Here is a 23,339-nt window from a genome sequence, read left to right as displayed (position 1 = left end):
GACTCGGCGGTCACGAGGCAAACCTCTTCTCGGTCGGGGGGTGGGCGGGAAATGGCCGCGGGGCGGGTGGGCGGTCTAGCTGTGCGCGCGCCAGGCGCGCCAGAGCCGGGCGTAGCGACCGTCGTGCTCCAGCAATGCGTCATGGGTGCCGCGTTCGACGATGCGCCCACCGTCCATCACCAAGATCTGGTCGGCGGTGGCGGCTTGGGAAAGACGATGAGCGACAACGAGAGTGGTGCGGCCTTCGGTGGCGGCCAATGCCGCCGCGTCCAGCTCGCCGGCGGCGGCACTGCCTGCTTCGGCGGTGGCCTCGTCGAGAACGACGACGCGCGGGTCGGCGAGGACGAGCCGCGCCAGCGCCAGATGCTGCGCCTGCGCCGCGGTCAGATCGATGCCGTGCTCGCCGACGAGGGTGTCCAAACCGTCGTCCAGGCTCTCAACCCAGTCCCGGGCGCCCACCCGGTCGAGGGCGTCGAGCAACTGTTCACGGGGTGTCTGCGGGTCGGCCAGGCGCAGGTCGTCTCCGATGGTTCCCGAGAACACGTGCACCTCCTGGGTGACCGTGGCCACCCAGTGGCGGAGTCGGTCCTCGGCGATCTCGGCGACGCACACGCCGCCGATCAGGGTCTGCCCTTCATTCGGCACGAACGACCCCGCGATCACCGCGGCCAGGGTGCTCTTACCTGCGCCGGTGGTGCCCACCAGCGCGCACCGGGTCCCGGCCGGGATCGAGAGCGATACGTCCTGCAGGACGATCGGACCGGAGGGGTACCGGAACGACACGTGGCGCACCTCCACGTCGGCCGAGGGGGGCTCGGCCGTCGGTGGCGGCGGCGCATCGGTGGCCATCGGCCGCAGGTCGAGCACGCCGACGAGACGGGCAAGGCATGCGGCACCCGCCTGGATCTCGTCGAAGTTGTACATCATCAGCCCGATCGGGTTGAACAGGCGGTGGAACAACAGCGCCGCGGCGGTGGTCTGTCCCACCGTGACGGCGCCGCTGCGGACCAGGAGAAAGCCGACCACCAAAGTGGCTGCCAAGCCGATGAATTCGGCACGGTTGACCCGCCCGACGAATCGGGTGAACAGACCGAAGACCGTGACCTCGCAGTCGCGGGCCCGCGCTGAGGCGTTCTCGATGCCGCGCAGGTGCTCGGCGTGAACCTCGTAGGCGTCGATGGTGCGGGCGCCTTGGATGGATTCGACGGTGGCCTGGGCGCGTTCGGCGAGCGCGATGCGTTGTTGCGCATACAGCGGCGCGGACCGGGGCAGGTACCACAGCAATCCGGCGACATAGGCCGGAACGCACAGTGCGCCGGCCAGACCCAGCCGCCAGTCGATGCCCGCCATCCCGACCACGGTGACGATGCCGAGGAAGAACGCGTTGAGCATGTCGGGCAGGACCTGGGACACGGCCTTGGCGACGGCCGCGACGTCGGCACCGACCCGCGAGAGCAGATCGCCGCGGCCGCTCTCCTCGATCGTCGTCGCCGGCAGACCCAGGGCATGGCGGAGAACGTCCTCGCGCAGGTCCGCGACGGCCGACTCGCCGAGACGCGCGATCAGGTACGTCGACAGGCCCGTGCCGAGCCCGCCGATCACTGCACTCACCCCGATCACCACGGCCAGCCCGACCAGCCCGGCGGAGCGTCCGTCGTCGATGCGGTCGATCAGTGAGCCCAGCAAGTAGATCGGCACGGTCGACGCCGCCGCAGCGGCCAGCCCGACCACGAGCGCGGTGGCACTTGCGCTCTTGCGGTTCCGCGCTTCGGCGCGCAGCCATCCCCACGTTCGACGCATCGAGGCGACGGGCAGCACCGGGGGTGTCGTTGACGTGCTGATGGTCATCGCTGCACCAGCTCCCGGTATCCGTCGTCGGAGTCGACGAGGATGTCGTGCGTGCCTTCCCCCCGGACCCGGCCGCCGTCGACGACGATCACCCGGTCAGCCGCGGCGAGCAGGGCCGGGCTGGTGGTGAACACGATCGTGGTGCGATTGCGCGCGACCCGCAGGGTGCGAATGCCTTCCGCGATCGCCTGTTCGGTGACGGCGTCGACGGCGGTGGTCGGATCGTGGAGCACCAGCACGTCGGGGTCGGCGGCCAGCGCCCGGGCCAGCGTCAACCGCTGGCGCTGCCCACCCGACAGGCTGGCGCCCCGCTCGATCACGCGGTGGCCGAGCCCGTCGGCATGCTGTTCGACCACGTCGAGGGCACACGAGGCGATCAGTGCCGCGGCGATCGCATCCGCGTCGGCGCCCGACATCGTGAGATTGGATTCCAGTGTGCCGCTGAACAGATCGCCGCGGTGCGCTTCGACGATCAGGATCCGACGGCGTTGCCCGTACGGGATGTCCTGCAGGGTGCGGCCTCCGATGCGTACGGTCAGGCCGACGGCGCGGTCGCGCTCGGCCATCGCGTCGATCAGCGTCACCGCGTCGCGGGGGTCGGCGGCCAGCACCGCCACCATCTCGCCGGGTTGCGCGCAGAAGGTCAGGTGTCCGGACTCGTCGAGGACGTCCAGCGCGGGGCCGTCGAGTGCGTCCAGAGCCTGCGACGTTGGCCCGGCAGGGCGACGCGCGGGGGCGGACAGTACGTCGGCGACCCGGTTGGCCGAGGCCCGTGCCTCGGCCACCGAGCTCGGTAGGGTCGCGAGGACCGAGAAGGGCTCGGCGAGGAACTGAGCGAGCCCGATCACGGTGATCAGTTGGCCGAGGGTGAGATCACCGGCGAGAGCGAAGTACGCGGCTGCCACCGCGACCGCCATCGCGCTGAGCGCCCCCGCGGCGGCGGCCGCCCCCGCGTGCGCGCTCTCCATCCGGGACGCGTGCAGCGTCGCGGCCAGGGAGCGCCGGCTCGCGACCCGGTATCGGTCCGCGGCATGGCGCTGCGCACCGATGCCCTGCAGGGGGCGCTGGCCACTGATGAGGTCGGTGGCCAGCGCGGTCGCGCGGCCGATCTGTGACTGCTGCTCCTCGACGCGACGGGCGATGATCGGCGCCGTGAGCTGCAGACCGATCATCACCACCGGCACACCGACGAGGACCATGACACCCAGCGGTGCGTCGATGTGGAGCAAGACGGCGCCGCAGGCGACGGTGGCGACCGCCGCGCCGACCATCCGGGGGACGTAGTCGAGCAGATAGGCGGTTTCCTCGGCGTCGGTGGACGAGATCGACAGCAGTTCTCCCGCTTGGTATGTCGTGACCATGCCGCGCGGATCCAGGATTCGCCGGCACAGCTCGACGCGCAGCAGGTGGCCCTCCTGGGCGATCGCCGCCATCAACATGCGGGCACCGAAGCGATAGACGATCGTCAGGACCACGAACAGTGCGGCCAGTGCCGCGATCCAGGTGACGATGGCGGCGACCGAGCCGGTGGCCACGGCGCGGTCGACGATGACGCCGATCAGGATCGGGACGGCGACTTCGCAGAGCTGGTGGGCGGCGATGAGTACGGACCCCGCGGCCAGCCGCGCGCGCTGCCGCGTGACGGCGCGGCGCAGGACCACCGATCCCGACCAGCCGTCCGTCGACGGCGTGCTCACGCCTGCGCGGACCCGGCGCGGTCCATCTGCTCCCGCAGCGATTTCGGCCGCATGTCGGTCCAGTTCTCCTCGACGTAGCGCAGCGCGCTGTCCCGATCGGTGCCGTCGGGCCCGCCGAACACGGTGCGCCATCCGGCGGGCACCTCAGCGAACGTCGGCCACAGCGAATACTGCTCTTCGTCGTTGATCAGGACCACGAAGCGGCCGTTCGGATCGTCGAAAGGATTGCTGGACAACGTGTTCTCTCTCTCTGCGAAGATCCCGTGGGCGTCGGTCCCGCGCGGCAGGGTGCGGGGAACGCACCGTCGGGATGCTATCAAAGGTTAGGCTAACCATAGGCACCTACAGTGGGTCGGCCGGGATACGGGAGGTTCGTCGTGCGCGTGGTCATGTTCGGATATCAGACGTGGGGCCATCGCACCCTGCAGGCGCTGCTCAAGTCGCGCCACGACGTCGAACTGGTGGTGACGCATCCGACGAGTGAGCATGCCTACGAATCGATTTGGGCGGACTCCGTGGAGGATCTGGCGCGCAGCGAGGGAATAGACGTACACCTGGCGAAACGTCCCGACGCGGCGTTGATCGACCGGGTGCGCGCCGTCGCCCCCGACGTCATGGTGGCCAACAACTGGCGCACGAAGCTGCCGCGCGAGCTGTTCGCCATCCCACGGCTGGGGACGGTGAATCTGCACGACTCGCTGTTGCCGCGATTCACCGGCTTCTCGCCGGTCATCTGGTCGCTGATCAGCGGCGCCACGCACACCGGGTTGACCGCGCACCTGATGGACGACGAATTGGACACCGGAGCGGTCCTGGTGCAGCGTGCCGTCGAGATCACGCCGGCGAGCACCGGTACCAGCCTGGTCTACGACACCCTCGATCTGGTGCCCGAGGTTCTCGACGCCGCACTCGACGGGCTGGAGCATCAGAGTGTGGAACCGGTGCCGCAGAACCTCGCGGAGCGCACTTTCTTCCACAAACGCACCGAGCAGGACAGCCTGATCGACTGGCGGTGGCCGGCCGCCGACATCGAACGCTTCGTGCGGGCACTGTCGGACCCATACCCCAACGCCTACACGTTCTTTCGCGGGCAGCGACTGCGTGTGATCTCGTCTCATGTGTCGCAGTGTGTGTACGGCGGCATGCCGGGGCGGGTGTTCATCGAAGAGGACGGCGGCATGGTCGTCGTCGCCGGCGCCGAGGCCTATCGCGGGCGGTCCCGAGGTCTGGTGATCGACGTGGTGCGCACCGACGACGGCGTGAATCATCGCGCGCTGGACTTCTTCGGCCGGGGCGGGGGATACCTCACCGATCGACCGTGAGGTAGGGCGAGGCACGCGGCACGATCAGGGGCGTGCCGGTCTGCGGGTCGTCGATGATCTGACAGGACAACCCGTAGACGTCGGCGATCAGCTCTGCGGTCACCACGATGCGCGGATTCCCGTGATCGACGATGCGACCCGCTTTCATCACGACGATCTCGTCGGCGTACCGGCACGCGTGGTTGAGGTCGTGCAGGACGGCCACCACCGTGTGGCCGTGGGATCGGTTGAGCATCGCGAACAGATCGAGCAGTTCGACCTGGTGGGCGATGTCGAGGTAGGTGGTTGGTTCGTCGAGGAGCAGGACGGGGGTCTGCTGCGCCAGCACCATCGCGACCCAGACCCGTTGCCGCTGCCCCCCGGACAGCTCGTCGACGAGCCGGTCGGCCAGCTCGCTCACTCCGGTCAGCGTCATCGCCTCGGTGACGGCCTTCTCGTCGTCGACCGACCACTGCCGCAACAACTTCTGGTGGGGGAAGCGACCACGGGCCACCAGGTCGGCGACCGTGATGCCCTCCGGTGCGATCGACGTCTGGGGGAGCAGGCCCAGCCGGCGAGCGACCTCCTTGGTGTGCATGCCGGCGATGTCGGAGCCGTCGAGCAGCACCCGGCCGGCAGCCGGGCGCAGCAGCCGCGCCAATCCGCGCAGCAGCGTGGATTTTCCGCACGCGTTCGGACCGACGATCATCGTGATGCGACCGTCGGGGATCGCGAGGGTGAGGTCGGTGACGATCGCGGTGTCGCCGTAGCTCAGCGACACGGCGTCGGCGCCCAGCCGGCTGTCAGTCATGGTTCACCGCTTCCGTGCCTGGGTGACGAGGAGGTAGATGAGGTAGCAGCCGCCCAGCGACACGGTGACGACGCCGACGGGCAACTCGTTGTCGGAGAACAGCTGTTGGGCGATGACGTCGCTGACGAGGAGTAGCGCAGCGCCCATGGCCGCAGCGGGGACGAGCGCCACGCCGGGGCTCGCGGTCAGTCGCCGGGCCAACTGGGGCGCGGCGAGCGCGACGAAGGTGATCGGGCCGGCGGTCGCGCACGCGACGGCCACGAGCCCCACCCCGACCACGAGATAGCAGACTCGCGCGCGGTCGGGCCGCAATCCCAACGCACCCGCGGCATCGTCGCCGAGCTGCAGGACCGGCAATTGGGGACCCAGGGCGAGCAGAGCCGACACCAGCAGCGCCACACAGACACTCATCGGAACCACCTGCGCCCAGCTGAGACCGCTCAATGTGCCCTGCTGCCACACGGCTGCCGTGACCGCAGTGTGGTGGTCGAGTTTGATCACGATCCACTGGTTCACGGAGTTGAGCACCGCCCCGATCGCGATGCCGACCACGATCAGCCGGTAACCTGCCACCCCGCGCTGGAACGACAGCGCGTAGACCAGCACCGCGGTCACCAGTCCACCGACGAGGGCGCCTGCCGCGACGCCGTAGTAGCCACTTCCGACGGTGGCCAGCACGGTGAGGGCACCGGTGTAGGCGCCGAAGTTGACGCCGACGATCTCAGGACTGCCCAAGGGGTTTCCGGTGATCGCTTGAAAAATGGCCCCCGAGAGGCCGAGCGCCGCCCCGACCAGCAGAGCCATCAGCATGCGCGGGAGCCGCCACTCCAACACCACCACCCGGTCGAACGACGTGTTGGTGCCGGCGAGCACCGACAGCACGTCCAGCGGAGCGACGTGGTACTTGCCGAGGCCCACGGCGAGGACCGCGATCAGCACGACCCCGGCGAGCAGAAGCGTCACCGTGATGACGGCGCGTCGGGACGCGCGGACCGCGACGCCACCGATGGCGAGCGTGTGGTGGCGCCGGCCGGCCGGGCGCGTCGCGGTCGTCATGACCGGTCGCCCCCGCGCTTGCGGATCAACCAGATGAGCACGGGCGCACCGACGAACGCCGTGACGATGCCCGCGGGGAGTTCCGACGGCGCGATCACGACACGGCCGACGATGTCGGCGGCCAGCAGCACCGCCGGCGCGACGACGACGGAGTACGCGAGGATCCACCGCCAGTCGGGCCCCGTGAACCGGCGGACCGCGTGCGGGACCATCAGGCCCACGAAGCCGATCGGTCCCGCCCCGGCGGTGGCGGCTCCGGCCAGTAGTGTCACTGCCACCAGGCTGAGCGCCTGGGTCCGAACGACGTTGCCCCCCAGGCTCGTCGCCAGATCATCGCCGATGGCGGTGATGTTCAGCGAGCGGGCGACGACCAGGCTGAGGATTGCGCCGAGTGCGATGAACGGGCTGATCGCCAGGGCGACGTCGAGGGGGCGGCCATCGAGCGCGCCGGCGTCCCAGAACCGCATGTTGTCGAACGCCCGCGGGTAGCGCAGCCGTACCGCGAACCCGAGGCCGTCCATCACCGCGCCGATCGCGACACCGGCGAGCAGCACGCGCACCGGGGTGGCCGCGGCGCGGCCGGCCATTCCGATCAGGTACACGAGCAGCATCGCGAACAGGGCGCCGGCGAACCCGAACCAGATGTAGGTCCAGATGCCCTGAAGTCCGAGCAGCGCGATCGCTGTGACGATGAACAGCCCCGCACCGGCGTTGATCCCCAGGACCTCGGTGTCGCCCAACGGGTTCCGGCCCACCCCCTGGATCAGGGTGCCGGACAGCCCGAGCGCGATACCGACCAACACGGCCAGGACGGTGCGCGGGATGCGCAGGTCACGCACGATCCACTCGTCACCGGTCGTCGACTCGCCGGCCAGCGCCTGCCACACCGTGCTCAGCGGGACGTGCTGGGTCCCGACAGCGAGGCTCAGCACGCACAGCACGGCGAGCAGCGCGGCCGCGACCGCGAGTCCGGCGGTGTTCCTGCGCACCGAGATCCGGTGGGGACGCGACGAAGGCGCGGTGCGCACCGGGGCAGCGACGACCACGCGGCTAGAGCCCGATCCGTTCGCAGACCTCGTCGAACTCCTCGAAGGCGGCCTTTTCGTCCTTTCCGGCGGCCAGAGCGCGCTCGTAGACGATCAACGCTTCGTCGCCGGCCTCCTCGAACCGGGCATCCCAGCGCTCGGAGTCCACCCGCCAGTAGCCGGTGATGTCGTAGTCGTCGCGCTGCCACCCCAGCGAGCGCAGGTGCTTCCGTACCGCGCGGGATTCGGCGGCTTCGCCGGCGAACCAGCAGTACCCGCGGCCGGGCGGCAAGGACAGAGCGCGCACGGCGTCGGCCAACGCACTCGGCCCCAGGCCGTTTCCGGTGCCGACGAGCGGTGAGACGGTGACAGTGTCACGTCTGGGCAAGTAGTCGAGATCGCCGATCGTCGGTATCTCGGCGATGACGATGGCCGGTGTGGCGCTGGGCAGTTCCTCGACGATGCGAGCCGCCGCCGGCAGCCCCGAGAGGTCGGTCACCACCAGCTGCCACCGGGCGTCCGCGGGCGGGCGGTACCACGCCCGGGCGTGGTCGAGAATCACCCGGTGCCCCGGCGTGGCGGTCGTCGCCCAGGACGACCCGGGGCCGTCGCGGTGCAGTGCGATGTCGAGCGTGAGCAGCGCACCCTGCTGGTGTCTCACGGAGTAGTTGCGCCCGTCGCCGTCCGGGTGGTCCCGCGGGGAGAAGTAGACCCCGACGGCGGAGTCGGCGCCGGGCCGGACCGCGAGAGCGTCCGGATCGTCGACGTGCAGCACGATGCGCCGCAGCCGGCTGGTCAGTGTGCGGGTGTCGACGACAGAGGCGTAGGAGTGCGACACATAAGTGAGGCTAACCTATGTTCGTCGAGTGGTGCTCGCCCGGTGGGCGTCGGCCGGTATGCTGACCGCTGGGCGCGCAGGACCGCCCGACGTCCGCTCGAAGAGGCTCAGCCTCCCTGCGATACGACTGATCGGCCCCACCTCTTCTCGTGCCCGACCTCGCGGACGCCGGGCCTCTCGAGAGGAGGCTGCCACGGCCAGCGCACTGCCCGACAATCCGTCGTTGCCGCGATTGCGTTCCAACGCCCGCGATCTGCAACGGCGCGCCCGCGCCGGTGACGCGGACGCCGAGGCGTTCCTCCGTCGTCACCATCCCCGGTCAGGCGTGGCGCTGCTGCGTCCCGGCGGCTGTGCCCTCCACGACGCGCAGCTGGCGCTCGCCCGCCGGTACGGATTCCCGGGGTGGCCGGATCTCGTGCACTACCTCGAGGCGGCACGCACCCTCGGTGTCGATCCGAGCGGCATCGACGACGCCGCGCTCGGTACGGCCGACAGGTTCAGCGCCCTCGCGGTGCTGGTGTACACCGGAGACGACGCTCCGCCGCGGTGGGCACAGGCAGCGGACCTCCTCGCGGCCGTGCCTGCCCTGCCGGACGACCACGTGTGGGCCGCGGCAGCCGCCGCCGACGTGGACGCCCTTTCGCGTCACCTGCGCGCCGACGCCGCCGCGGCCCGGCGGTCCGGAGGCCCGTTGCGCTGGACGCCGCTGATGTACCTGTGTCACTCCCGGGCGCCCGTGGATCGGACCGCCGACGAAACCCTTACTGCCGCAACACTGTTGCTGGATGCAGGGGCGGACCCGAACGCCGGTTACCTGTGGCGGGGGATGGCGCCGCCGTTCACGGCGCTCACCGGTGTCTTCGGGGAAGGGGAGCAGGGCCCGAGGCGGCAGCCACGCCACCGCTACGCCACCGAGCTCGCCACGCTGCTGCTGGACCGCGGCGCCCACCCTGCCGATCACCAGGCGTTGTACAACAGGATGTTCCGGTCCGACGACTCCCACCTGGAGGTGCTGTTCGATCACGGCCTGGCCACGGCCGGTGCGAGTCCCTGGGAGCGCCGTCTCGGGGTGGCCATGCCGACGCGTGAGCAGATGTGGCAACAGCAGATGGAGTGGGCGGCCGAGCACGGTTTCACCGAGCGGCTCGCTCTCCTGGGCCGGCACGGCATCGACGTGTCCGGCGTGCACGTCACGGCGCCCGTCTTCCCCGACGACCCGAACAGCCGCGACGACGCCGGGGCCACGCCGCTGCATCACGCCGCCTGGGCGGGCGACCTCCCATTGATCGACCGCCTCCTCGCTGCCGGTGCCGACCCGTCGGCGGTCGACGGCCGCTTCGGGACCACGCCGCAGCAGTGGGCCGAGCACGCCTACCAGCCGGAGGCCGCCGCGCTCCTCAGCCGACGCTCTCCCCGGTGACGAGCTGCCACTTCCGGGCAGCGATCAGCTCCGGTACCAGGACCTCGGTCAGCAGAGCGACGTCGTCATCGCCATCCCCCGGATAGCGCAGCACGTATCGCGCCCCGGGGACGTCACCGCCGACCCCGACGACGGTGCTGCCCCGCGCGGTGGTCCATTCGGCGAGTTGCGTTTCCCACGGGGAACCGGCGAACACGAGCAACCGGTAGTCGGTGGTCTTGGTGAGGTAGACATCGACGTGGCTCCAGTCGCCGGTCTCGCATGCCGCGGCGGTCAGGCGCGGTCCCTCGCGCACCATCAGCGCACCCTGCTGGGCAGAACAGAAGCGATGAGCGGGCGCGGCGAGGTAGGTGCCCGACGGTCCCAGTAGCAGCTCCGAAGCCTCGGGGAGCCAGTCGTTCTCGCTGTCGAGCAGATGTGCTGTCGCTGCGGCGGCGCTGTCGATGGATGCCGCGAGCGCTGCGGTGTCGGTGCCGAGCAGGTGACATTCGAGAGCCAGCAGCAACGCCAGCGTGTGCTGATAGCTGCGGCAGGCGACGCCGCCGTGCTCGACGTCGGCCTCGAGCGTGACGACCGCATCGCACCGCTCGGTCAGCGGGGAGCCGGCCGTGTTGGTCAGGGCGACGGTGACCGCACCGCCGCGGAGACGCGTCAACGCATCCAGCGTTTCGGCGGAACCACCGCTGGCCGACGTCGCGACGACCAGCGTCCGCGGGCCCCAGTCCGGCATCAGCGCCGACGAGGCGAGCTCGGCGGCGGCCAGCACGCCGCGGGACCGCAGCCGTGCGGCGGCGACCGCGCCCGCATACGCCGATGAGCCCATACCGAGCAGCACGACCCGTTCGGTGTCGGCGGGCACGAGCGCCGCCCACGGGTTCGCCTCGGACAGCATCAGGGCCAGACGCGCCAGCACCTCCGGCTTGCGCTGCAGATCGGATACGAACGCATCGGGCTTCACCGTCGCACCTCGTCGTCGAGTAGGGCCGGCAGCGCGGCGTCGGGCACGTACATCCACCGCGGCAGATGCTTCGCGGCGTAGATCATCTCGCGCAGCACTTGGATCAGACGTAGCGCGCGAAGAGGACGTGGGTCGAAGAGATGTCGGTGCCCGGTGGCCCTCAGTCGCGTCGTGTAGGACTCGAGAAAGACCTGACGCGTCGTCGATTCCACTGCGTGAAGCACTGCAGGGTCCAGCTCGGTGTACCGGTGGGCGACGATCGCCACGTGCGCCAGCGACTGCACCATCCCGCCGACGTCGACGACCGCGGGGATGGGACGCGCCCGCTCCGCGGCGCTCAGCACGGGGTTGCCGTCGAAATCGGTGACGAACAGCTTCTCCCCACTGCGCAGCACCTGTCCGACGTGCAGATCGCCGTGCCCGTCGAGCACCGCCGTGCCCGCCAGCGAGGAGAGGACCGCGAGCTCAGCGGCCACCTCTGCGCGACGTGTCCGCAGCACGAGCGCGCTATCGGATTCTGCCAGCGCGCAGGCTGTTTCGAGTGTGGCGAGCGCCGCGGCGTGCCATCGGCGCGCATCGGCGGCGGTGGCGGTCGACGCGGTGGACGCCAGCGCGGCATGCATGTCGGCGACGAGCACGCCGAGTTCTTGGGCCGTCTCGGCGGTTTCCCCCGCGTCGGCGGCGAGCGCGGCAGCGGTCATCATCTCCACCGCCCAGGTCCACCCGTCGACGGCACCCGGCAGGTAGTCGTCGACGTAGGCCGCCACCGTTTCGACTCCGTCGGCCGGCTGCCAGGTGATCAGCCCCCACGGTTCGGGGATGCCCGCGAAGCCGGCATCGCGCAGCGCGGTGATGCGCCGCGGCGCAGGGTGAGGTCCGTCCTGCAGGTGAACCGCCCACTTCACCACCGCAGCCTCACCGACGATCACCGACTCGTTGGTCTGGTCGACGTCGATCGGTCGCTCGCCGTCGACTGCACGTGCCGTCCACGACTGCACCCGAAAGCGCCCGAGTCGACGCTCCCCGGGTTGAGACGCAAGCATTCTCAGCAATGCGGCCGACGTGCCGTCGCCGGGACGTGCGCGCCGCCGGCCGTCAGCCACCGGAATGGCTGATCGGGTGGACCCATGGGTGACGATGGCCAGTCGATGCCCGTCCGAGAGGTCCAACCAGTCCAGCGGGTCAGGCAGTGTCGTCACCGGTGACTGCGACCCACTCGTTCGATGACATCGGCACCGATCCGCAGCCCGTCGCGCTGTCTGATCGCAGCGCCGAGGTCGGCCAGGCGTTCACGCAGCGCCGAGTCGGCGAGCAGACGTTCGACCGCGCCGGTGAGCTCGTCATCGCTGAAGTGATAGGTGTCGAGCCGCACACCCCAGCCGAGTTCGTCGATCCGCTGCGCGTTCTCGTACTGATCCCAGAACAGCGGAAGGATGATCAATGGCTTGCCGAAGTGCAATGTCTCGGTGACGGTGTTGTTGCCCCCGTGCGAGATGACCAGGTCGACCAGGGGGATGACCTTGGTCTGTGGCAGCATCTGTTCGCCGACCATGTTGTCGGCCAACGTGATCCGGTGAGCTTGGGGCCCCTTGCTGACGATGAAGCGGTGCCGGGTGGTGCCCAGGACGTCGACCAGCCGCTGCATCAGATCCACGTCGGCTCCGCCGAGAGAGCCCAGCGACAGGTAGATCAGTGCGCTGCCGTCCGGCCGATCGGCAACCTGCGCGGGGAGTGCGTAAGCCTCGTCTGTCTCGCGGACGCTGGAGTCCATTCGCGTCCAGGGGTCGCCGAGCGGGCGGCGGTCACGGTAGTCCGCTTCGGCGGGGTACACGTACAGGTTGGCCGCGTTGTCGCGCGGCATGAACTCGAGGTCCGGCAGCGCCGCGGCCCCCTGATCCCGTACCCAGGCGTCGAACTCGGTCCACATCGGCCGGAGCGTCCGGTCGTACTCCGCGCGGTACGAACTCCATTGCGCCGGATCGTCGCTCGGCAACCCGGAGAACGGCGGCGGCACGTCGGGGCCCGGGATCTCCAGCGGGCTGCAGGACACGATGCGCACGAACGGGACGCCCGCGGTGACCAGCGCCGGGAACAGGACCACGTTGTCCTCGACGATGACGTCGGGTTGGTGCACGGCGATGATGTCGCGCAACCGCGGCTCGCAGTACCGAGCGCCGTCGATCAGCGCTTGAAAGGTTGGCTGGATGAAGGTCGACAGCTGCTCGATCGTGGGTTTGCGGAACTCCGGTGCCGTCTCGGCGATGAACTGGGTCCAGAAGGCGCCTGCGTCTTCCTCGCCCGCATCCGGCGCGGGCTCGGCGAGGTCGACGAGTTCCTCCACGAAACCGAACGGTGCGATCTTCCCGGCCCAGGAACTCTCGGCGGCGAAGACGATCCGGTGCCCGCGGTCGCGCAGGATCGACGCCAGACCGATGCACTGATTGGTCGGTCCGTACGCCGACTCCGGCCAGAACATGATCGTCAGCGGGGTCTGCGATGGGGTCGTCACCGGCACAACCTACCTCTGCCTCGGGTGGTCGGCGGCGCTGATGCGGAGTAGTTTTCCGCTCGTGCCGACTATCACCACCACCGACGGTGTCGAGATCTACTACAAGGACTGGGGATCGGGTCAACCGATCGTGTTCAGCCATGGGTGGCCGCTGTCGGCCGACGACTGGGACGCCCAGATGATGTTCTTCCTCGGCCACGGCTACCGGGTCATCGCACACGATCGGCGCGGGCACGGCCGCTCCGCTCAGGTCGGCGATGGTCACGACATGGACCACTACGCCGACGATCTCGCCGCGGTGGTGGAGCATCTCGACCTCCGCGACGCGGTACATGTCGGGCACTCCACCGGCGGCGGTGAGGTCGTGCGATTCCTGGCCCGCCACGGCGAGCAGCGGGCAGCCAAAGCCGCCTTGATCGCCGCGGTGCCGCCGCTGATGGTCCAGACCGACGCCAATCCCGGGGGGCTACCGAAGTCGGTGTTCGACGACTTCCAGACCCAGGTGGCGACCAACCGATCGGCCTTCTACCGCGCTGTGCCCGAGGGACCGTTCTACGGCTTCAACCGGGACGGCGTCGAACCGATCGAGGCGGTGATCGCGAACTGGTGGCGACAGGGCATGATGGGCGGCGCCAAAGCCCATTACGACGGCGTGGTCGCCTTCTCCCAGACGGACTTCACCGACGATCTGCGCCGCATCCAACTGCCCGTGTTGGTGATGCACGGCGATGACGACCAGGTGGTGCCCTACGCCGACGCGGGACCGCGCTCGGCTGCCCTGCTGCCCAACGGAACCCTGAAAACCTATCCGGGATATCCACACGGGATGCCGACCACCCACGCCGATGTCATCAACGCCGACCTGCTGGAGTTCATCCGCTCCTGACGCGGTCAGCGCCGCCAGAAGTCGAAGGGGTCGCGTCCGGGCCGGAATCCGGCGGCCTCGACGATGTCGACCGTGTGGGCGAAGCGTCTGCCGACATGGGCCGGCTGGTGGGCGTCGCTGCCGAAGGACACCGCATCCCCGCCCTCCTGCCACCACCACCGCACGAGGTCGACCGACGCCAACGGCGACTTCGTGTTGATCTCGAGCGCTCGCCCCGTTCCGGCGAGGGCGCGGAAGACTGTCCGGTACTGCTCTTCGAAATCGCTCTCGCGGTAGGCGCCGACCCGGTCTGCGGGCCAGTAGCGGCGCGGGTAGTCGCAGTGGGCGAGCAAGGTGAACACGTCTGACCGCTCGATCAACGTGACCATGTCGGCGAAGTACCGCTGCACCAAGTCATGCGGGTCGTGGCGGCCGAACAGCCGCGCATCTATCCCTTCCAGGCGGCCCGCCACCGGGATCCCGTGCAGACTCCCCAGCACTCGGTCGAACGTTCCTGCCGCGAGCACCGCGGCCACACTGCCGGAGAACCAATGTGGTTCTCCCGCTTCGATTCCCGACAGGATGCGCAGTTCGGGGAACATCTCGCGGCATCGCTGGACATCGGCGAGGTAGCCGTCGATGTCCAGCGGTGCGACGCGGGGCCGGTCGCCGACGACCATCCCGGCGGCTGCGGCGTCGTCGTCGCCCCACTCGGTGAAGTCCACGTGTTCGGTGAACGCCACCGCGGGCAGGCCCAGCTCGACCGCCTGGCGGCAGGTGGCCTCCATCGTCGAGGTGCCGGCGGTGTCCCAGGACCACCGGGTGTGCACGTGGTTGTCGGAGGGCAGCATCAGGGCGTCTGGGTCGCCTCGTGCTGGATACGGTCGAACTGTGCGCCCATCGCGTCGGCCAGCGCGGTGGCTCCCGAAAGCGGTCGCACCATGACCATCAGATCGTCGATGAGTCCGTTCTCGTCGACGTGGAGGAAATCGCAGCCGGTGATCTTCTTGCCGTCGACGGTCGCCTCGAAGATCAGCGCATGGTCCCGGCCGGTGGCATCGCCGATCTCGCGGATGTAGCGGAAGTCGACGAACACGCGCATCACCGCGCGAAGGATCGCCGCGGTGATCGGCTTCCCGGTGTAGGGCTTGAACGCAACCGGGCTGGTGAAGACGACGTCGTCGGCGAGCAGCGCCTCGATGGCGGCGCTGTCGCGCGCCTCGACGGCCTGGCGGAAGGGATGCATACCGAAACGGTAGCCAACGCGCCACACGCGACCACGGTCAGCCGGCCGGACTCGGCCCGTTCTGGCAATGGTCGATACCGATGGCGATCGCGTCCGCGAACGCAGAGAGTGTCTCGTCGTGTTCATGGCGGAAGGCGCGATTGGTCGTCGAATAGAACAGAACCGTCCCCAGTCGGCGGTCGCCGACACAGAGGGACGCGGCGAGCACAGAGCGCACCCCTGCTGTCGGGCGTGTGTCATCCAGCTCGCCCATGCGGCGCGGGTGACCGAGCTCTGCGTCCGCCGCACGCCCCCGTGCGCCCACGCGCTGGCGCACGGGTTGTGCGGGTGCTGATCGTGGAGTGCGGTGAGGCGCTCGGCGACGTGATCGCTGCCCGCAGAGGTGATCCGTCGTCCGTCGGTCGCCATCAGCGTGATACCGCACCCCGTGGTTTCGGGCAGGAGGCGCGCGCCGTCTCGAGCCACCGCCCGCAACAGCGCCATCATCGGTGACGGCATCGGCACCACGCTGGGTGCGGGCGTCCGGGAACGCATCAGTCCGGTTCTCATGGTGTCACCTCGGGTCGACGTCATCGACGGAGCCGCTACCCCAGCGGCTGCCACGCAAACGTCCGGCATCGACTGCAGGATTTCGGTTTGGCCCTTCCCACGCGGGTATGTCGTCCGTAGCGCCGGCGCAGCGCCGCCCGCTCGCCGGCCGATGATCTTGTCCAGAACTTCGATGTGGAGTCGACTCAATGTTCCGACATACCGATTACCTGCAATTCGACGTCAAGCCCGAAAAGCCGGATCCCGTGTACGCGCGCAAGCTCCAGGAACTGCTCGGCGGGGCGTTCGGCGAGATGACCGTGACCATGCAGTACCTGATGCAGGGCTGGAACTGCCGGATGAAAGGCAAGTACAAGGACCTGATCATGGACGTGGCGACCGAGGAGATCGGGCACGTCGAGATGATCGCGACGATGTGCGCCCGGCTGCTCGAAGGCGCTCCGGCCACTGATGCCACCGAGAACGCGCTGGGCGATCCGGTGGTGGCGGCGGTGATGGGGGGTATGGACCCCCAGCAGGCCATCATGTCGGGTGGTGCACCGACGCTGTCGGACAGCCAGGGCTCACCCTGGAACGGGAAATTCATTGTGGCGTCAGGGAATCTGCTGGCGGACTTCTATGCCAACGTCGCTGCCGAGGCGCAGGGCCGAGTGCAGACCGCACGACTGTGGCACATGACCGACGATCCCGGTGTGAAGGCCATGTTGAAGTTCAATCTGGCGCGCGACACCTATCACCAGAACATGTGGCTGTCCGCGATCGAGGAGCTGCAGGCCGACGGTTTGGAGGGCGTCGTGGCACCCAACGACCTGTTCGACGAGGAGTTCGACGAGCACGCCTCCACGCTCTGGCACCTCTCTGACGGTGCCGACGCCGACAAGGGCCGGTGGGCGCACGGGCCGCTGCCCGACGGCCGTCACACCGGCAAGTTCCTCGCCGATCCGCAACCACTCGGTGACCTGCAGTCGGGGCCGCCGCCGGACCCGAAGTTGTACTGCACGTACGACGGCGCGATGGGCGAACCGCGCACGCCCGCCTTCGGTACCGAGAAAGGCGTCATGGGCAAGCTCAAGGACGCCATCGACCCGGACAAGACGTAGCGCTGAATCGGCGCTGAGGCCCAACCGGTTTCGAGAGTCCGCTTCCCGGCTATGGCTGGGGGACACGACAGCGAGAGGAGATCAGTGGTGAGCACTGACGACGCCACGGAGACCACCGCCAACGACCTAGGCGGCAGTGATGATCTGCTCAGTCCGATGGAGGGCACCGATTCCGACGACGTGCACAACGACGATGGCGACGAGGTCGTCGATCCGCCCGAGGGCTGGAGCGGCGTCGACAAGTTCGGGATGTCGGCCGAGGAGCAACGTCAGGGCGAGAGCCTCGACGACAGATTGGCCGAGGAAGTTCCCGATGTCACAGAATCCGACGTCGATCCGCGCGATGCAGCAGACGGTGCCGGCGGTGACGAGTCATTGCTCGGGAGCGACGCTGCGCCTCCTGAGCCCGGCGACCACGAGGGGCAGATCGACGGTGCCCCAGAGGACGGCGACGCGCTGTTCCCGGTAGTCGAGTAGGGATGAACCGATGACAGACCTGCCGTTTCCGGATTTCGATCAGATGGCGCTCGGCGACGTCCGACATCGCATTCGGGCCTTGGACAAAGACGCATTGGAAGTGCTGCTCACGCACGAAGCGGGCCATGCCGCCCGGGTTCCGGTGCTCGAGATTCTCGAGGCCCGGATGCGAGAACTCGACGCAGGTGCTCAACCATCGTCGGGCGACCCGGGCAACGCGCCGGGCATCGATGCCACGGAAGGTGGCTCGTCGGTCCAGCTGTCGACCGCCGCTGAGCCCGGCACCCCGCTACGTCACGGCGTGGCCAACCAGACGCCGAAGCGCGGCCGGACCTGACCCCACCGCGGAATAGAGTTCCAGGCTGTGAAATCGGCGAATCCACCGCCACGGCTTCTCCATGGCGGGCGGGGTTCAGCCGAGAAGGAGCCGGCTCACTGCCCTGTAGAGCCGCCGCCGAGGCCAGCCCGTCGCCCCGTCAGCCCGCAACGCCGCCCGAGCGGCGTTGCGGCCGCAGATGCCGTGGACTCCTCCGCCGGGCGGGGCGCCGGCGCTGCCGAGAAAGACGTTGTCCAGCGGTGTGGTCGGTCCACCCTGGCCGGGCATCGGCCGGAAAATCAACTGCTGGAACAACTGTGACGTCCCACCGTTGACCGCGCCGGCATGGAGGTTCTCGTCGCTGCGTTCGAGGTCCGAGGGCCGCTGCACGGTCTTGCCGACGACATGGCTTGTGAAGCCGGGCGCGTGCCGTTCCAGGACGGCGTCGACGGCCTCGGCCAGCTGGTCGGCGCTGCGATCGTCGCTGCGGCCGCGCGGCAGGTGGGTGTAGGCCCACGCGCTCTCGGTACCGGCGGGGGAGCGTGTGGGGTCTGCCGTCGTCATCTGACCGAACAGCATGAACGGCTGAGTCGGCACTGTCGAGGTGTTCAGATCCGCCATCCAGCGGATCAGACCGTCGTGGTCGGCGCCCAGGTGCACCGTGCCCGCCCCGGCAAGGTTGGGTGAGCGCCACGGGATGGGGGCGTCCAGAGCGTAGTTCACCTTCAGGACCGGCGTGTCCCACACGAAGCGGTCCAGGTGCTGTTGCGGCCCCTCCGGAAGGACGTCGCGCGGAAGCAGGCGTCGATAGAGCTGTGGCGCCGAGGTGTTCGCGATGACGGCGCGACGGCAGCGGATGAAACCACCGTCGACCAGGTTCACCGCGGTCGCGCGATGTCCGCGCACGTCGATGCTGTCGACCTCGCGACCGCAGTACACGCGAGCTCCTGCTGACTCGGCTCGCCGCACCAGTGCCTCGGTCAGCTGACCCGCACCGCCGACCGGAACGGGGAAGCCCCCGTCCTGAGCCAGCATCAGCAGGAGGTATCCCATCACGCCGCTGGCCGGGGCATCGACGGGCACGTCGGCGTGCATCGCGTTGCCCAGCAACAACAGCTGGGCCGCCTCGCCTTCGAACAGCTGGCGCGCCATCTCGCCCGCGGGTAACAGCAACAGGTGCAGTAACCGAAGCGCGTCGGCGGTGCCGAGCCGCCGCAGCAGCCCCGCAGGTCCGCGAACGGGCGGAAACGGCGCGAACAGAGTCTCCAGCAGCGGACCTTTGATGTGCTGATACTGCTCGAAGGCGGTGATCCAGCGGTCCCCGTCGCCGGGGTGGAAGCGCTCGAATTCTGCTGCGGTGCGGGCGATGTCGCGATGGAGGACCGGTGCGTCGTCGTCGTCTGCGCTGCGGGGATGGCCGACGACGGCCGGTGCGTGACTCCAGCGCAGACCATGGTCTTCCAGGGCGAGGTCGGCCAGCGCCGGCGAGGCGACCGACAGCGGGTAGAACGCGCTGTACAGATCGCTGATGTAACCCGGCGTCAGCTCGGCGCTCTTGACGGCGCCACCCGGCTGGTCCTGCGCCTCCAACACCACGACGTCCCAACCCGCATCGGCCAGCAGGGCGGCGGCGACCAGCCCGTTGTGGCCCGAGCCGATGACGACGGCGTCGGCGGTCTCCGAGCGGGACAGTTCAGCGCTCATCGCGGCCGCGACGCTCGGCCATCGCGGCGAGACGCCATGTGGTCTCCCGGTTGCGGGGGAACGCCGCGGCGAGGGCCACCTGCTTGGGCAGCCAGCTCAGCGGCGGTGACACGGGCACCTCGGCCATCTCGATGCGGCAGCCGCTGCCATCGAGATCGACGAGTCGCAGGGTGATCCGCGCCTTGCCGAACGGCCTGCCGTTGGCGATCAGAACGAGTTCCCGCTCCGGATCGCAGGATTCGACGACCGTGCTGTCGTTGAGCACCAGCGGCCAGATCCCGATCGAGTGGTGAATCGTGCTGCCGACCGCGGGCCACGACGGATCGACGGCGCGCATCCGGCTGTTACCCACCACCCACTGCGAATACGTCCAGCCGTCGGCGATCACGGCCCAGACATCGTGGCGCGATGCTGAGGTGTCACGCGCGACGACCGGCGCGCTCTCGATGTCCTCGGGTTCTGTCGACACCGGGTCGAACTACCCGCGCCCTCGTCTGCCAAACCTGGCCGTCTGGTTGCATGAGGGCCGCAGTCGACGACGGGAGGTGCTGCCATGGTCGCGGTGACCAGCGGTGATCCGCTCTGGCTGGCCGATGTGTTGCGCGTCGAGGGCCTCGATGTGCAGGAGTTGCCCGGCTGGCGCGGCCGTGGCCACGGCGATTTCGCCGATATCCGCGGGGTGATGGTGCACCACACGGGATCAGACAGTGCCACCGCCGAATCCATCGCACGGGGCGGGCCCGAGCTGCCCGGGCCACTGTCCGCGCTGCACATCGCGCGTAGCGGCACCGTGACCGTGGTGGCGGCGGGCGTCTCCTGGCACGCCGGCGCGGGCTCCTACCCCTGGTTGCCGGTCAACGGCGCCAACCGGCACATGATCGGCATCGAGTGCGCCAACAGCGGCACGAGCCCGTCGGCGCCCCATCGCATGCACTGGCCCGACGCCCAGTACCTGGCTCTGGTGCGTAGCTGCGCCGCCATCTGCCGGCGACTCGGTCGATCCGCCGACCGGGTCATCGGGCACAAGGAGTACGCAGGGCGCGCTCAGGGCAAGTGGGATCCGGGGGCGATCGACATGGCCATACTGCGTCGCGATGTCGCCGCCCACCAACGCGTCCTGCCGCTGCCCGTCGACGAGTATGCAGACTTCCTGCTCGAACGGGGGTCTCGCGGCCCTCAGGTCGCCGAACTCCAGCGCCGTCTGAAAGCGGCATATGCCGGCTACGCGGGGAACCTCGACGTCGACGGTGTCTTCGGACCAGCCACCCAAGCGGCGGTGGAGGAATTCCAGCGCCGCACACCAGGTTTGGCGGTGGACGGAGTGGTCGGACCGGCCACGGCGGCGGCTCTACGGCTGCGCCTGGTCAGCGCGCCCGCCTGACCTCGACGGGAATGCCGTTGAGGGCGCCGTTGCCCGAGGGCTCGTCCAGGAAGTCCACGGGCGAGAGGACATTGGTGTTGACACCGGGGGAGCCGTTGGCCACGCCCAGCCGGGTACCCGGTTTGCCGTGGCCCCAGCCGTGCGGCAACGAGACCACCCCCGGTTTGATCTCCTCGGTGAGTTCGGCGGTCACGTCGATGCTGCCGCCCGCGGATGTGACGGTGACGAGGTCGCCGGCGGCGATACCGCGCCGCTGCGCGTCGTCGCGGTGGATCAGAAGCGTGCAGCGGTCGCGGCCCTTCATCAGCGGTCCGACGTTGTGCAGCCAGGAGTTGTTGGAGCGCAGGTGCCGCCGGCTGACCAGGACGAGGTCGTCGGGCGCGCGGTCCAGGCGCCGCGCGAGCCGCGGCAGGTCATCGGTCAGGTAGGGCGGTGCCAGCCGGATCGTACGGTCCGCGGTTCCGAGAACGTCCGGGACGCGGGGCACCATCGGACCGAAATTGATCCCGTCGGGGCGCTCTTTGAGCATCTGCAGAGTCAGCCCGCCGGGGTTCTCGCCGTAGCGGTCCCCGAACGGGCCCGTCCGCAGGGTGAGGTCCAGGATGCGCTCGGGCCCACCGTGCTCATAGTGCGCGCGCACCGTTGCGCCGTCGAGCCCCTGCGTGAAGCACAAGTAGTCGAAGAAGCCGTCGTCGATCGCGCTGACGTCGACGTCCTCGGCCGGTGTGCCGGTGCACAAGCCGGTCAGACGGATCAGGATCTCCCACTCGTCAGGGGCCCCGGGATCCGGTTTGGCGAACACGGGTGGGGAGTAGTTGGCGACGCTGTTGATGGCGAAGTGCAGGATGAGATCGTCGTGGTGGGGCTGCTCCAGAGGGGAGGGGCCGGGCAGGATCACATCGGCGTGACGGGTTGTCTCGTTGAGCCACAAGTCGATCGAGATCATCGCATCGAGCAGTGGCAGCGCGTCGTCGAGGCGATCGCCCGCGGGGGTGGACAGGACGGGGTTTCCGGCGACGGTGATCAACGCCTTGATCTGCCCCTCGCCCGGTGTGGCGATCTCCTCGGCGAGACACGACACCGGGACTTGACCCAGCACCTCCTTGGCGCCGCGCACCCGCGTGTGGAAGCGGCCGAAGTCGGCGGCCCCGTCCTCGAGGCCGGGGATGGGTTGCACCGTCACCGACCAGGCCGCCGCGGTGGGGAACATGGCCCCACCCGGGGTGTCGAAATGCCCGGTCAGGATGTTGACGACGTCGACGAGCCAGCTCGCCAGGCTGCCGAACTCCTGGTTGCAGGTTCCGATGCGGCCGTAGACCACCGCGCGGGGTGTGGTGCCGAGCTGGTGGGCGAGCTCGCGGATACGGTCGGCACTGATTCCGGTCACCGCGGAGACCCGCTCGGGGGGCCAGTCGGCAGCGATGTCGCGCAGCGAATCCACCCCGACGACATGGGGTTGGAGCGCACCGAGTGTCACCAGATTCTCGGCGAACAACGTGTGCACGACTCCGAGGAGCAGCGCGGCGTCGGTACCCGGGGTGATGGGCAGCCATTCGTCGGCGCGCTGGGCGGTTCGGGTGCGCACCGGGTCGATGACGATCACCGTGCCCCGTCGGCGGACGTCGGCGATGAGTCCCATGACGTCGGGCGCCGCCAGCAGCGAACCCTGTGAGGCAGCAGGGTTGGCGCCCATTACGACCAGGAGGTCGGTGCGCTCGATGTCAGGCACCGGGAAGGTCCACCAGCCGCCGTACATCAGATGGGACGACAGGTTCTTCGGCCATTGATCGACCGTGCCGGGCGAATAGGTCAGGGGCATTCCCGAAAGGCCGAGCAGGACGCCGGCGTAGCGGGCCAGCGAGAACGAATGCGCCAGCGGATTGCCGGTGTAGGCCGTGACGGCTCCGATCCCGTGCTTGTCGATGATGGGGGCCAGCAGCTCGGTGCAGCGCGCGAACGCGGTGCGCCAATCGACTTCGTGCCATTGCCCGTCGATCTTGATCATCGGCGCCCGGACCCTGTCGGGATCGTCGTGCACCGCACCCAGCGACGCACCTTTCGGGCAGATGTGGCCGCGGCTCCACACATCGTCGGGGTTGGGGCGAATGTCACTCACACGCCCCTGCTCGACATGGATTCGCAAGCCGCACATCGCTTCACACAATGGACAGGTGTAGAGGTGGAGTCCGTCCTCGCCGGTGCGTGCGAGTTGTTCCGTGTCCGTCATCGAACCCCCTG

The 23,339-nt window shown here is 69.2% G+C and carries 23 protein-coding genes; 7 read left to right on the top strand and 16 right to left on the bottom strand.

The window, feature by feature from the left end:
* Nucleotides 1-75: 75 nt before the first annotated feature.
* Genes ACXYX3_RS14595 through ACXYX3_RS14585 form a run of 3 tightly spaced genes read right to left on the bottom strand, consistent with a single transcriptional unit; the run spans nucleotide 76 to nucleotide 3,781 of the window.
* Entirely contained in the window at nucleotides 76-1,848 is a 1,773-nt protein-coding gene (locus ACXYX3_RS14595; protein ID WP_458608014.1) for an ABC transporter ATP-binding protein, read from the bottom strand.
* A complete protein-coding gene (locus ACXYX3_RS14590; RefSeq protein WP_458608013.1) occupies nucleotides 1,845-3,545 on the bottom strand; it encodes an ABC transporter transmembrane domain-containing protein in 1,701 nt (566 codons plus the stop codon). The genes ACXYX3_RS14595 and ACXYX3_RS14590 overlap by 4 nt, the downstream gene beginning before the upstream one ends.
* Nucleotides 3,542-3,781: an MbtH family protein gene (locus tag ACXYX3_RS14585; protein ID WP_241207545.1), complete on the bottom strand. Its 240-nt coding sequence runs from the start codon at nucleotides 3,779-3,781 to the stop codon at nucleotides 3,542-3,544. Before ACXYX3_RS14585 ends, ACXYX3_RS14590 begins: the two co-directional genes overlap by 4 nt.
* Nucleotides 3,782-3,922: 141 nt before the next feature.
* Here ACXYX3_RS14585 and ACXYX3_RS14580 point away from each other — a divergent pair, with 141 nt between their 5' ends.
* Nucleotides 3,923-4,867, top strand: a complete 945-nt coding sequence (locus ACXYX3_RS14580; RefSeq protein ID WP_241207544.1) for a methionyl-tRNA formyltransferase — start codon at nucleotides 3,923-3,925, stop codon at nucleotides 4,865-4,867.
* Here ACXYX3_RS14580 and ACXYX3_RS14575 read toward each other — a convergent pair.
* The 4 genes from ACXYX3_RS14575 to ACXYX3_RS14560 are packed head-to-tail and all read right to left on the bottom strand — an operon-like array spanning nucleotide 4,851 to nucleotide 8,576.
* The gene (locus ACXYX3_RS14575) at nucleotides 4,851-5,657 is read right to left on the bottom strand and encodes an ABC transporter ATP-binding protein (RefSeq protein WP_458608012.1); all 807 of its coding nucleotides are present in this window, start codon (nucleotides 5,655-5,657) and stop codon (nucleotides 4,851-4,853) included. The two genes, ACXYX3_RS14580 and ACXYX3_RS14575, sit on opposite strands and share 17 nt — an antisense overlap.
* Nucleotides 5,658-5,660: 3 nt before the next feature.
* Nucleotides 5,661-6,713, bottom strand: coding sequence for a FecCD family ABC transporter permease (locus ACXYX3_RS14570; RefSeq protein ID WP_458608011.1), 1,053 nt, complete (start codon nucleotides 6,711-6,713; stop codon nucleotides 5,661-5,663).
* On the bottom strand, nucleotides 6,710-7,741 hold the full coding sequence (locus tag ACXYX3_RS14565) for a FecCD family ABC transporter permease (RefSeq protein WP_458612093.1): 1,032 nt from the start codon (nucleotides 7,739-7,741) through the stop codon (nucleotides 6,710-6,712). The genes ACXYX3_RS14570 and ACXYX3_RS14565 overlap by 4 nt, the downstream gene beginning before the upstream one ends.
* 22 nt (nucleotides 7,742-7,763) lie before the next feature.
* Nucleotides 7,764-8,576, bottom strand: a complete 813-nt coding sequence (locus ACXYX3_RS14560) for a siderophore-interacting protein (RefSeq protein ID WP_458608010.1) — start codon at nucleotides 8,574-8,576, stop codon at nucleotides 7,764-7,766.
* A gap of 223 nt (nucleotides 8,577-8,799) precedes the next feature.
* On the opposite strand from ACXYX3_RS14560, the gene ACXYX3_RS14555 reads away from it, so the two are divergent.
* On the top strand, nucleotides 8,800-9,996 hold the full coding sequence (locus ACXYX3_RS14555) for an ankyrin repeat domain-containing protein (protein WP_458608009.1): 1,197 nt from the start codon (nucleotides 8,800-8,802) through the stop codon (nucleotides 9,994-9,996).
* Here the strand turns inward: ACXYX3_RS14555 and ACXYX3_RS14550 are convergent.
* From ACXYX3_RS14550 to ACXYX3_RS14540, 3 genes are read right to left on the bottom strand one after another with little or no spacing between them, the layout of a single operon-like run.
* A complete protein-coding gene (locus tag ACXYX3_RS14550; RefSeq protein WP_458608008.1) occupies nucleotides 9,974-10,954 on the bottom strand; it encodes an SIS domain-containing protein in 981 nt (326 codons plus the stop codon). The genes ACXYX3_RS14555 and ACXYX3_RS14550 overlap by 23 nt on opposite strands.
* Nucleotides 10,951-12,153, bottom strand: coding sequence for a glucosamine kinase (locus tag ACXYX3_RS14545; protein ID WP_458608007.1), 1,203 nt, complete (start codon nucleotides 12,151-12,153; stop codon nucleotides 10,951-10,953). Before ACXYX3_RS14545 ends, ACXYX3_RS14550 begins: the two co-directional genes overlap by 4 nt.
* Complete coding sequence (locus ACXYX3_RS14540; protein WP_458608006.1) at nucleotides 12,150-13,463, bottom strand: glycosyltransferase; 1,314 nt, start codon at nucleotides 13,461-13,463, stop codon at nucleotides 12,150-12,152. The genes ACXYX3_RS14545 and ACXYX3_RS14540 overlap by 4 nt, the downstream gene beginning before the upstream one ends.
* 61 nt (nucleotides 13,464-13,524) lie before the next feature.
* Between ACXYX3_RS14540 and ACXYX3_RS14535 the strand changes: the two genes are divergently transcribed.
* Nucleotides 13,525-14,349 (top strand): alpha/beta fold hydrolase, encoded by an 825-nt coding sequence (locus ACXYX3_RS14535; protein WP_458608005.1) that lies wholly within the window; start codon nucleotides 13,525-13,527, stop codon nucleotides 14,347-14,349.
* 5 nt (nucleotides 14,350-14,354) lie between these two features.
* On the opposite strand, the gene ACXYX3_RS14530 is transcribed toward ACXYX3_RS14535, so the two are convergent.
* Genes ACXYX3_RS14530 through ACXYX3_RS14520 form a run of 3 tightly spaced genes read right to left on the bottom strand, consistent with a single transcriptional unit; the run spans nucleotide 14,355 to nucleotide 15,827 of the window.
* Nucleotides 14,355-15,179 carry a PHP domain-containing protein gene (locus ACXYX3_RS14530; protein ID WP_458608004.1) on the bottom strand — a complete coding sequence of 275 codons (825 nt, stop codon included), beginning with the start codon at nucleotides 15,177-15,179 and terminating at the stop codon, nucleotides 14,355-14,357.
* Nucleotides 15,179-15,574, bottom strand: a complete 396-nt coding sequence (locus tag ACXYX3_RS14525) for a nuclear transport factor 2 family protein (RefSeq protein ID WP_241207533.1) — start codon at nucleotides 15,572-15,574, stop codon at nucleotides 15,179-15,181. Before ACXYX3_RS14525 ends, ACXYX3_RS14530 begins: the two co-directional genes overlap by 1 nt.
* A 37-nt stretch (nucleotides 15,575-15,611) precedes the next feature.
* The gene (locus tag ACXYX3_RS14520; RefSeq protein WP_458608003.1) at nucleotides 15,612-15,827 is read right to left on the bottom strand and encodes a GAF domain-containing protein; all 216 of its coding nucleotides are present in this window, start codon (nucleotides 15,825-15,827) and stop codon (nucleotides 15,612-15,614) included.
* 484 nt (nucleotides 15,828-16,311) lie between these two features.
* Between ACXYX3_RS14520 and ACXYX3_RS14515 the strand changes: the two genes are divergently transcribed.
* The 3 genes from ACXYX3_RS14515 to ACXYX3_RS14505 all read left to right on the top strand — a co-directional run bounded on the left by ACXYX3_RS14515 (nucleotide 16,312) and on the right by ACXYX3_RS14505 (nucleotide 18,037).
* Complete coding sequence (locus ACXYX3_RS14515; protein ID WP_241207531.1) at nucleotides 16,312-17,223, top strand: manganese catalase; 912 nt, start codon at nucleotides 16,312-16,314, stop codon at nucleotides 17,221-17,223.
* 156 nt (nucleotides 17,224-17,379) lie between these two features.
* The gene (locus ACXYX3_RS14510) at nucleotides 17,380-17,700 is read left to right on the top strand and encodes a hypothetical protein (protein WP_458612092.1); all 321 of its coding nucleotides are present in this window, start codon (nucleotides 17,380-17,382) and stop codon (nucleotides 17,698-17,700) included.
* 10 nt (nucleotides 17,701-17,710) lie between these two features.
* Nucleotides 17,711-18,037 (top strand): DUF8129 domain-containing protein, encoded by a 327-nt coding sequence (locus tag ACXYX3_RS14505; RefSeq protein WP_241207530.1) that lies wholly within the window; start codon nucleotides 17,711-17,713, stop codon nucleotides 18,035-18,037.
* Nucleotides 18,038-18,112: 75 nt separating this feature from the next.
* On the opposite strand, the gene ACXYX3_RS14500 is transcribed toward ACXYX3_RS14505, so the two are convergent.
* Nucleotides 18,113-19,720: a phytoene desaturase family protein gene (locus ACXYX3_RS14500; protein WP_458608002.1), complete on the bottom strand. Its 1,608-nt coding sequence runs from the start codon at nucleotides 19,718-19,720 to the stop codon at nucleotides 18,113-18,115.
* Complete coding sequence (locus ACXYX3_RS14495; protein ID WP_458608001.1) at nucleotides 19,710-20,189, bottom strand: SRPBCC family protein; 480 nt, start codon at nucleotides 20,187-20,189, stop codon at nucleotides 19,710-19,712. The genes ACXYX3_RS14500 and ACXYX3_RS14495 overlap by 11 nt, the downstream gene beginning before the upstream one ends.
* Nucleotides 20,190-20,273: 84 nt before the next feature.
* Here ACXYX3_RS14495 and ACXYX3_RS14490 point away from each other — a divergent pair, with 84 nt between their 5' ends.
* Nucleotides 20,274-21,101 carry a peptidoglycan recognition protein family protein gene (locus tag ACXYX3_RS14490; protein WP_458608000.1) on the top strand — a complete coding sequence of 276 codons (828 nt, stop codon included), beginning with the start codon at nucleotides 20,274-20,276 and terminating at the stop codon, nucleotides 21,099-21,101.
* Here ACXYX3_RS14490 and ACXYX3_RS14485 read toward each other — a convergent pair.
* A complete protein-coding gene (locus tag ACXYX3_RS14485) occupies nucleotides 21,085-23,328 on the bottom strand; it encodes a molybdopterin-dependent oxidoreductase (RefSeq protein WP_458607999.1) in 2,244 nt (747 codons plus the stop codon). The genes ACXYX3_RS14490 and ACXYX3_RS14485 overlap by 17 nt on opposite strands.
* Nucleotides 23,329-23,339: the final 11 nt, after the last annotated feature.

This window comes from Mycobacterium sp. Panama NTM2 (genome assembly GCF_054355555.1).
The sequence above is the reverse complement of the archived record's forward strand: the minus strand, read 5'-3'. Positions and strand labels throughout refer to the sequence as shown.